Origin of the sequence: Acinetobacter sp. TSRC1-2 (genome assembly GCF_049895885.1) — a bacterium.
In the GTDB taxonomy this organism is placed as follows: Bacteria; Pseudomonadota; Gammaproteobacteria; order Pseudomonadales; family Moraxellaceae; genus Acinetobacter.
The window spans coordinates 1-9,527 of sequence record NZ_JAFCTF010000026.1; the positions used below are offsets into that span (position 1 = coordinate 1).

Genomic DNA, 9,527 nt, shown 5'->3' on the forward strand with positions numbered 1-9,527 from the left:
CAGGAGCATAACGTTGAACCCAACGATAAATAGTAGTGTGATCAACATTCACACCACGTTCGGCAAGCATTTCCTGAAGTTCACGATAGCTAATGCCATATTTACAATACCAGCGTACAGCCCAAAGAATAATTTCGCCCTGAAAATGCCGACCATTGAAGGGATTCATATGCTGAACCTTTAGCTAAAAAACTATTTAGCTTATCATCAATGGCTATTTGCAACAGTGCCATTTAGCTTATATTGATGGCGTTGATTCTGAAGCGCTGCCAAAACACGGCAGAAACTTCAATGATACGACCCGAGTACAGCACATCACACATATTTCAAATTAGTAACACTTGAACCAACTCTTTCAATAACACCTGAATCTTCATATCCTAATACTGCTGAGAAAGGTGCACCATTTCCTTTAATTGAGTCTGCGTCAGTATGACAAACACCCGACGCGACTATTCTTATAAGAACTTCATCCTCTCTAGGTTCATCAATTTCAATTTCTTCAATAACCAATGGATAATTTTTTCTTTTGCAAGTGCAGCTCTGATTTTCATACATTTTTCCTTAAATGTAAGTGTTATCTAGCTTTTGGCTAGATAACATCTGAATTAATATGATTTAAATTCTTATTTAATTAATCGAATCGAATGGGGCTCAAGATAAGATTTCAATGTTTCATTAATATCTAATTCACGCCCAATCCCACTTTGTTTAATTCCACCAAATGGCATGCCGAGTTGTAAAGAATCAAAACTATGGCTATTAATAAATGTACTACCAGCTTCTACCTTTTGTGCAACTTCGTAGGCAAGCTCAATATTGTCAGACCAAACAGATGAACATAGACCTTGCTCATTATCATTTGCATATTCAATTGCTTGTTCTACAGTTTCATAACCAATCAATGGAATAATAGGTCCGAATTGTTCTTGCTGAACAATCTCTAATGAGTTATCTAAGGTTTTAACTACATGAGGTAATACATAGTATCCATTACCCCACTGTTCTGGATTTAGCTTTTGACCTAACTCACGTACTTCACATTGATCCGATGCTTTTGCATTTTCAATAAATTTCTGTACGATCGACCACTGCTTTTTATTGTTGAGTGGGCCAAAATTTGCTTCTGAGTTTAGACCATGTCCAACTTTATACTTATCAACCTCTTCACAGAAAAGATCGAAATATTGATCAAGCTTATCTTTCGGCACATATATGCGTTTAACTGCAAAACAAATTTGCCCACTTCGTGTAAAAACGCCCTTTAATAATTTTGGAAGAATAGATTGAAAATCGATATCTTCTAAAATAATAGCGGCATCATTTCCGCCTAATTCTAAAGTGACATCTTTAATGGTTTGAGCTGCACTTGCCATGACGGCTGTACCTGTAGCTGTTCCCCCAGTAAATGCAACTTTACGAACCAGAGGATGACTCGTTAAAATATTTCCGACATCTGCATCGCCATGTACGACGTTAATCACACCTTTCGGAAATATTGCTGCTATTTTGGCAAGCAATTGAGTTAAAGCCAATGCTGAGAATGGAGAAGGCTTCAACACCACAGTATTACCTGCAAGTAATAAAGGGCCTAACTTCATCATGGTTAATACAATAGGCATATTCCACGGCACAATTGCAGAGATGACTCCTTTAGGTTTTTTATGAATTCGTATCCAACCTGTTTCTTCTGAAATTTCTTTAGGTACCAAAAGATCATCCGGAGCCTGAGCATACATACTCATTACACCTGAACCCAAATAAAAATCAGTTTCTGCTTCCCAGAGCATGCCGCCATGTTCGGAAATAAGCAGTTCTTTTAGTTCATCTTTTTGTTGAAAGATGAGATCAGCAGCTTGTTTTAAACAGTTTTGACGTTCAGCAATACTACTGTCTTTCCAGCTAAGAAAAGCTTGATGTGCAGTATTAATAGCGCTTTCGACATCATTTAAACTGGTATTACTAATAGAACCAATTTGATGGGTAAAATTTCCCGGATCATATACAGGCTGAGTCTGGGTGGAAATGGGTAAAAAATCGCCATTTATAAATCCTGAAATGTGAACGAGTGACATGTATTTCTCCTTGAAGGGACCCAGATTCATTCTGTAGTTTAAGAATAGATTATCAGTATTTGAAAACTCAAAATAATAGATTCTTTATTTTGAGTTTGGATAATATGAACTATAAATAAGAAGAAAAAATAGGCTAAAATGAGAGTTTAGGTTTCATAAAATGAAAGTATGAAAATTAGAGACAAAGTGAACGACCTGGATTTTTTTCTAAAAATTGTAGAAGCAGGGTCACTTACACGTGCGGCAATCGTGTTAGAAAGCTCATTACCATCAATGAGCCGTCGTCTATCTCAGATCGAACAGCGATTCGGCGTTAAGTTAATTGAGCGGAATGCACGTCGTTTCAAATTAACGGAAAAAGGGGAATATTTTTTAGAAAATACCCAGCATATTTTGTCCCTACTTGAAAAGATGGAAAATAACTTACAAGGTGAACAGGACTTTTTAACTGGACGATTAAGAATTGGTTCACTTAATCAATTTGGGAAACAGCATTTAGCAGCTTGGATTGCCGAATTTGCAGAACAATACCCTCATTTAAAGATTGAATTATTATTATCTGATTCTAAAGTAGATTTAATGGAGCAGGAACTCGATTTTTCCTTTCAGATTGAGGTTCCTTTAGAGATCGATTACTGCTCTGTTCCACTCATTCAAGGTAAAAAAATTTATTGTGCCTCTCCTGAATATTTTCAAAAGTTTGGAATACCAGATAGTCCCTATAGTTTGACTGATCATCAGTGTCTCTGTTTGATTAGAAATCGGCATACATTTAGTGAGTGGCCATTTATGGAAAATGGCAAAAATACGATAGTAAAAGTCTCACCTCATCTGGCTAGCAGTAGTAGTGAAATAGTTCATCAATGGGTATTGGCAGGCCAAGGAATTGCTTATAAATTGAATTGGGATATTCAGGCTGATTTATCATCAGGAAAAGTAGTTGAATGCTTGGTAGATTTTAATCCACTGCATAGAAATTTATATATGGTCTATCTAGAAAATAATTACACACAATTAAAACACAAGTATTTCATTGATTTTATTAAAAATAAATTTGGAATATTAACAAATAGTGTTTTGTGAAATTGATTGATTCAAAATTCTGATCCACTTAAATCACCATCCTTATGAATCGGATATTTAATATCTTTTAATTAGATCATATCCTTTTAAATAATAAGTATCAAAAAAATAGATAGTTCAAGTTAAAAAATATAAATTGGATAAATTCTGAAAAATAGCTAATGATGGAAATCTAAGCAATTTAGTAAGGAATGCTAAAAATGGACAAAAAGATTAAAGTTGCGGTGATTGGTGGTGGGATTGCAGGATTAGCACTTACTACACAATTGGTGAAAAATCAAAATTTAGATGTGCATCTTTATGAAGCCGCACCCCAATTTTCTGAAATTGGTGCAGGAATTTCTTTTGGTGCAAATGCTGTAAAAGCAATTCACTTATTAGGCTTGGCGAACGAATATGAAAGTATCGCAGATAAAGTAAATGCTCCATTTACCGATATCTGGTTTCAATGGCGTAATGGATATAATGATGAATACTTATCAGCTTCTGTAGCTCCGAATGTGGGACAGTCTTCTGTACATCGCGCAGATTTTCTGGATACGTTGATTCCTTTGGTTCCCCAGAACAATGTGCATTTTAACAAACGGGTAACAGAAATTAAGGCTACAGATCATCAGGTTTCAATCCAATTTATAGATGGGCAGCGTGTTGAATGTGATTATCTGATCGGATGTGATGGTATCCATTCTGTAATACGTAACCATGTGCTTGATTCTCACCAACTCGCACGTGTGAGTCCAGAATTCTCTGGAACTTGGGCATATCGTGGAATCATTAAATTTGAAGACTTTAAACAAGCCGTTCAAGAGCTTGGTAATGATCCAGAATTGGCTGAAGTGCCTCAAATGCTATTAGGTAAAGACAAACATATCTTAACCTTCCCAATTCGTCAGGGTGAAGAAATTAACATTGTTGCCTTTAAATCAGACCGTACCCAAACGACATTGCCTGAAAATACGCTCTGGACTAAACCCGTTTCTAAACAAGACATGTTAGATGACTTCGCAGATTGGAGTGACAGTTGTCAGGCATTATTGAATTTGATTGAACAACCGACGATTTGGGCCTTACATGAAACACCGCCTTTAACCACCTATAAAAATAAAACCCAAAATGTCATTGTGATTGGCGATGCAGCACATGCCATGTTACCGCATCAGGGTGCAGGCGCAGGGCAAGGCTTGGAAGACGCACTGATCTTGGCCAACTTATTAGCCAATCCACAGCTCACAGCAGAAAATATTAAATTGGTATCAAAAATTTATGAAGATATCCGTTTAGATCGTGCAGTCAAGGTTCAACATACCTCACATGAGTCAGGGGAAATTTACGAGCTTTATTCACCTGATTATCCAAGTTTTGAAGAAATCGGGGCACATTTGGCGCATCGTTTTGACTGGTTATGGCAACACTCACTTGAACAAGATATTGAAAATGCTACCACAGCATTACAGCTGGACATTCAGCAGCATTTAAAACTGGCAGGTTAAAGTTAGAAGCCAAATCGAAAAGGAAAGGCTGCTAAGTTTCAATCATGATGAGAGAAACACGAGCCACCAATAAATAAGCATACTTAAGGAGTCATAGTATGAACCGTCAGGAAATTGACACTTTAGTTAAAAAAATGAATGTAGACACTGCAATAGGTCACGTAGATGAACGCGTTCAACAAGTTGTAGTACGTTTGGTATCTGATTTATTCCAGACTATTGATGATCTTGATCTGACTCAAAGTGAAGTATGGAAAGGTCTCGAATATCTTACCGATGCCGGACAAGCCAACGAACTCGGCCTTTTGGCTGCAGGCTTGGGGCTTGAGCATTATCTTGATCTTCGTGCAGACGAAGCTGATGCTAAAGCAGGTATTACAGGTGGTACACCGCGTACCATCGAAGGTCCGCTTTATGTGGCGGGTGCACCTGAATCAGTCGGCTTTGCGCGTATGGATGATGGTTCAGAGTCTGACAAGGTAGATGTACTTTTTATTGAAGGAATTGTAACCGATACAGACGGTAATATTATTGTAGGTGCCAAAGTAGAAGTCTGGCATGCCAATAGCTTGGGTAACTACTCATTCTTCGATAAATCACAATCTGATTTCAACCTTCGTCGTACTATTTTTACCGATCAAGATGGTCAATATGTCGCTCAAACGATTATGCCTGTAGGTTATGGCTGTCCTCCAAACGGTACCACACAGGCTTTACTCAACAAGTTAGGCCGTCACGGCAATCGTCCTTCTCATGTGCATTACTTTGTTTCTGCACCGGGCTACCGTAAGTTAACCACGCAATTCAATATTGAAGGCGACAAGTATCTTTGGGATGACTTCGCATTTGCAACACGTGATGGCTTAGTGGCAACGGCTGAAGATGTAACGGATGAAGCTGAGATTGCGCGTCGTGGTTTAGACAAAGCTTTCAAACACATTCAGTTCAATGTTGAACTGGTTAAAGATGTGGACGCTGCGCCTACCTCTGAAGTTGAACGTCGCCGCGCAAGCGCTTAATTGCTTTCAGGATGGATTGGTTGATCCTATCCATCCTTTAATCATTATAAACTTCACTCAAAGATATACTTAGGATTAATCAAACTTGGTCTGACAGATCTGTTTATCGTAAACAATAATTCCTGTAAAGGTGACTACGGCTTAGCAGAACTATTAAATACAAATGCGGTATGCATAGTCATCTGCTCGTTCTCACTTCAGACGGTAAGTAACAGTGTGCAATGAATCTTAGGCCCGTAAAATAAATTATTGCAATATATATGACCAGGGAGGTCTGTAATGCAAAATATTAATGCAAATGAAGTCATGGATCATGCTCAGCTAAAAGCCATTCATTGGCGTGTGATTTTACTGAGCGCACTCATCATTATCTTTGATGGGTATGATTTGGTTATTTATGGTGTGGCGCTGCCAAAACTCATGGTGGAATGGCAAATTGATACCATTACTGCTGGATTCCTCGGCAGTATTGCCTTATTTGGCATGATGTTTGGTGCCATTATATTTGGTAGTCTCAGTGATAAATTAGAAAGTTATGGATTTAGCCGAAAAAAATTAATTATTTTATGTATATGTTTATTCAGTATTTTTACTTTTTTGTGTGGTTATGCATCTAATCCGCAAAGTTTTGGTATTTTTCGTTTTCTAGCAGGTCTGGGCTTAGGCGGAGTAATGCCGAACGTCATTGCCCTGATGACTGAATATGCCCCTAAAAAATTACGTGCTACCTTAGTTTCGTTAATGTTCAGTGGTTATGCCGTCGGAGGAATGTGTTCAGCCTTGTTAGGTATGTGGTTGGTTCCACAATATGGTTGGAAAATCATGTTTCTTTTAGGGGGAGTACCACTTTTGTTAATACCTATGATTTGGTTATTACTCCCTGAATCCATTGACTATTTAGTGCGTAGAAAGAAAACTGAAAAGGCATTCCAAGTTCTTAAACAAATTGATAGTAGTCTTACTTATAACGCCCAGACTCAAATTAGTTTGCATCATGAAAATCAAGCCACTTCAAAAACGCCTGTGAAAGATTTATTTGCAGAGGGTCGTGGGCCAATCACACTTTTATTCTGGGGCAGTGTGTTCATGGCACTGGTTCTGGTGTATGCCTTAGGAAATTGGTTACCTAAATTAATGGTTGAGGCTGGCTATGATTTATCAACCAGTTTAGTTTTTCTGCTTGCTTTGAATATTGGTGGGATGTTGGGTGCAATTGGTGGTGGATATTTGGCTGATCGTTTTAATTTAGCCAAAGTCTTATGTACACTCTTTTTGAGTGGTGCGATTGCATTATTTTTACTGAGTTACAATCTGCCTACTTTTGTCCTGTATATTTGTATTGCGATTGCGGGTGCTGCTTCAATTGGTGGTCAAATCTTATTATTGGCTTATATGTCGCAATTTTATTCATCCAATATTCGTGCAACGGGTTTAGGTATGGCTTTAGGCGTTGGACGTTTAGGCGCGATTTTGGGCCCAATTTTATGTGGATGGTTACTGAGCTTAAGTTTACCAATCAATTATAATTTTATAGCGCTTTCGATCCCTTGTATAATAGCAGTGATGAGTGTTTCCATGATTTACTATCGCTTAAAGAAGAAAAGTATAAAAGCTGAAATTGTACAAGCTTAATAATTCACTGAGGGAGGGAAACCTCCCTGTTTGATTTTGGACGATTAAACATTGATTGATCTTAGTCTTATTAAAGTTTTTATTATTATTTATGAAACTAAAAACATTAGTCATGCCGCTTTAAAATTGAATTTAAGTCAACCCTCTGTTACTTATAATCTTAATCGTTTACGTAAATTTTTAAATGATCCGCTGTTTGAACGGGATAAGTTTGGCGTCAAGCCGACCAAATTGGCACAAAGTTTATATCCAAACTTTAGTCAGTCTATTGCTGAAATTGAAAGGGCGATTACCGCTTCGCAACAATTTAATCCCAAAACCTCCACTCGAATATTTCGGTTAGGTTTATCAGATTTAGGTGAAATATGCTTACTGCCTTCACTGGTTCAGTACCTTTCCAAAGAAGCACCCTTCATCAAGATTGAAATTGAAGAAATAAAATCAAATAAAGTGGAAGAATGGCTTGTTGACGGTTTTTTAGATGTCGCAGTATTTAATAGCAGCTATACCGTTATGCCAAAAATAGAATCGCGTAATGTATTTGAAGAACGTTATATGTGTATTGTGCATAAACAGCATCCGCGCGTACAGCAGCAGCTCAGTTTAGAGCAATACTTACAGGAAAAGCATGCTGCCATTAAATCCTCTACCGGACACATTGAAATTGATCAAAAGCTAAAAGAGCTAGGTTTAAAAAGAAATATTATGCTTGAGCTGCCACATTTTAGTGTCTTACAGGATGTGGTGAGCAGTTCTGAGTTGTTAGTTACCTTACCTTCACGTGCAGCGAAAGTATATGAGCGTAACAGTGAAGTAAATGTTTTTGAATTGCCCTTTGCCGTAAAACCCTTTAACGTCAGTGTTAATTGGTATAATCATCGAGATGATCTAGAGGCTCGAACTTGGTTTATCCAAACCTTACAAAATATTTTTAGACTCCTTTAGATTCAAATATTGAAACGTAGTTTATGCTGTGGATAGATAGCTCTTTTACTTCCTGATTAGAATAAAAATACTCAATATACTGATTTTAAAAATAAAGCAGATGTTGCTATTCCCAAGTAGAAATGTCCTACCTAATAACCAAAATGATGAATATTATGGCTGCTGTAGTGGCTTATTGCTTGAATCCAAATAAGCCAACTTTCCAAAATATGCTAAAAGGCTAAGCGGATTTCGTCGAACTCAGGTTAAGTAATGTCCTGTCAGGTCTGGATCAATCAGGTTTTCGAATGTAGAAGGTACGTATTTAGCTTTGTATCGCAATGAACAATAACCTCATAATTATTATCCTATGTGCATTGATGAGTTAACTATCAAAACACAATGCTACTCTACTTCAGGTCAACCGCTTGCAGGTCAACTGTATTAATTAATGACTTAATGTTTTTGTTATATACATTTGATTTTTCGATCTGAATTTCTTTATATAATTGTGTAAATTAATTTTAATAATTCAGGATGGCTATGATGATTTAAAGCCTTCCTGAAAAATAATTCATAATAATTTCATTCAATATCTAACCCAATTCATTTCTAATATTATTCACCATATGTAATAAGCGCGGTGCAATATCATTTTGAATTTTTTCTTGGTTTAGTAAAAAACTTGAGCCCCCACAATTAAACACCAACAGACCATGTTCTTCATGTACAAAAGGGACTGCTACCGAGTTCACGCCCTTATGCCATTCACTTATTGAGAGGCAGTAACCATAATCCTGATAATCTTTAAATGCCTGTTCTAAATCTTGTCGAATCTTAGTCCACTCAGCAGCGTGTTTACGACGAATCGCATGCATTAGAAACTCTCGCTCATCTTCAGGCATCGCTGCCAAACATGCACGCCCCATCGAGCTGAGATGAAATCGGCAAATGGGTTCCGACTTGGCGACGCGGTGACATTACCCTTCCCTTGTACGACATCCAAATAGATCATACTCCAAAATTACATTAGGTCATTTATTAGAATTGTAAACCCTAAATAGAAATGTCCGGTTTGCCATCCCATCAAGAATACCGAGATTTTTATATATTTAAAAATATTGCTGTAGCTATCAGATTCCATTATTTTAAATTTGCAGAAAAAATTTCATCCTCAAAAATATTTTTAATAAAAAACAATAAATTAAATGGTTGCTTAATTTTCACAATGTATATATAGTGTATATACATTTTATTGTATTAGTGCCTTTGGGAATAAACATCTTATGACTGATCAACCCAGA

At 37.0% G+C, this 9,527-nt stretch carries 7 protein-coding genes and 2 pseudogenes; 5 read left to right on the forward strand and 4 right to left on the reverse strand.

Features of this window, described 5'->3' with window-relative positions:
• The 3 genes and pseudogenes from ACP69Y_RS16310 to ACP69Y_RS16320 form a co-directional block, all read right to left on the reverse strand.
• Positions 1 to 169: pseudogene (locus ACP69Y_RS16310) on the reverse strand (IS6 family transposase); the annotation flags it as partial.
• 146 nt (positions 170 to 315) lie between these two features.
• Entirely contained in the window at positions 316 to 558 is a 243-nt protein-coding gene (locus tag ACP69Y_RS16315) for an alcohol dehydrogenase catalytic domain-containing protein (protein WP_425919488.1), read from the reverse strand.
• A gap of 68 nt (positions 559 to 626) precedes the next feature.
• Complete coding sequence (locus ACP69Y_RS16320; protein ID WP_425919489.1) at positions 627 to 2,075, reverse strand: aldehyde dehydrogenase family protein; 1,449 nt, start codon at positions 2,073 to 2,075, stop codon at positions 627 to 629.
• A 186-nt stretch (positions 2,076 to 2,261) separates the two neighbouring features.
• On the opposite strand from ACP69Y_RS16320, the gene ACP69Y_RS16325 reads away from it, so the two are divergent.
• The 5 genes from ACP69Y_RS16325 (at position 2,262) to ACP69Y_RS16345 (ending at position 8,244) form a co-directional block, all read left to right on the forward strand.
• Positions 2,262 to 3,158 (forward strand): LysR family transcriptional regulator, encoded by an 897-nt coding sequence (locus ACP69Y_RS16325; RefSeq protein WP_425919491.1) that lies wholly within the window; start codon positions 2,262 to 2,264, stop codon positions 3,156 to 3,158.
• Positions 3,159 to 3,358: 200 nt separating this feature from the next.
• Complete coding sequence (salA, locus tag ACP69Y_RS16330; RefSeq protein ID WP_425919492.1) at positions 3,359 to 4,648, forward strand: salicylate 1-monooxygenase; 1,290 nt, start codon at positions 3,359 to 3,361, stop codon at positions 4,646 to 4,648.
• A gap of 98 nt (positions 4,649 to 4,746) precedes the next feature.
• Positions 4,747 to 5,667: a catechol 1,2-dioxygenase gene (catA, locus tag ACP69Y_RS16335; RefSeq protein WP_425919493.1), complete on the forward strand. Its 921-nt coding sequence runs from the start codon at positions 4,747 to 4,749 to the stop codon at positions 5,665 to 5,667.
• Positions 5,668 to 5,946: 279 nt separating this feature from the next.
• Positions 5,947 to 7,299 carry an MFS transporter gene (locus ACP69Y_RS16340; protein WP_425919494.1) on the forward strand — a complete coding sequence of 451 codons (1,353 nt, stop codon included), beginning with the start codon at positions 5,947 to 5,949 and terminating at the stop codon, positions 7,297 to 7,299.
• 54 nt (positions 7,300 to 7,353) lie between these two features.
• The gene (locus ACP69Y_RS16345) at positions 7,354 to 8,244 is read left to right on the forward strand and encodes a LysR substrate-binding domain-containing protein (protein ID WP_425919495.1); all 891 of its coding nucleotides are present in this window, start codon (positions 7,354 to 7,356) and stop codon (positions 8,242 to 8,244) included.
• Positions 8,245 to 8,819: 575 nt separating this feature from the next.
• Here the strand turns inward: ACP69Y_RS16345 and ACP69Y_RS16350 are convergent.
• Positions 8,820 to 9,241, reverse strand: a pseudogene (locus ACP69Y_RS16350) (IclR family transcriptional regulator domain-containing protein); the annotation flags it as partial.
• Between the last annotated feature and the right edge of the window lie 286 nt (positions 9,242 to 9,527).